This window comes from Viridibacillus soli (assembly GCF_016612995.1).
GTDB lineage: Bacteria > Bacillota > Bacilli > Bacillales_A > Planococcaceae > Viridibacillus > Viridibacillus soli.
The window spans coordinates 1-387 of sequence record NZ_JAEOAH010000103.1; the positions used below are offsets into that span (position 1 = coordinate 1).

The following is a 387-nucleotide window of genomic DNA, read 5'->3' on the forward strand; positions in this document are numbered from 1 at the left end:
AAAGCTGAAATCTTATAATCGCCTGGTGATCCAGGTTAGTCTGAAGGGAGCAAAACAAATGGAGTACAAAATTGTTGAAAGAGAAAGTTTTCAAGTTGTAGGGGTTAAGCGTGAATTTTCATTAGTAAATGAAGAGAATCTTAAGGGGGTCCCTGGGTTTTGGGACGAAATTAATGGAAACGGAACAGACGAATTACTATTTAAGTTGAACAAAGGAGAAATAACAGGTGTTCTAGGAGTATGTGTAGATAAAAGAGAAACACAATCTGAAGAAAAAATGGATTATTGGATAGCTACAGAATGTGATGATAACCCCTCTGAAGGATTATCGGCACTTGAAATACCAGCATCAAAATGGGGTGTATTTGAAGTGCGTGGTCCAATGCC

The 387-nt window shown here is 38.0% G+C and carries 1 protein-coding gene; it reads left to right on the forward strand.

What is annotated here, in order from left to right:
- Positions 1–58: 58 nt before the first annotated feature.
- Positions 59–387 (forward strand): GyrI-like domain-containing protein (locus JFL43_RS22185; RefSeq protein ID WP_200750730.1); only part of this gene is annotated, 329 nt, incomplete at its 3' end.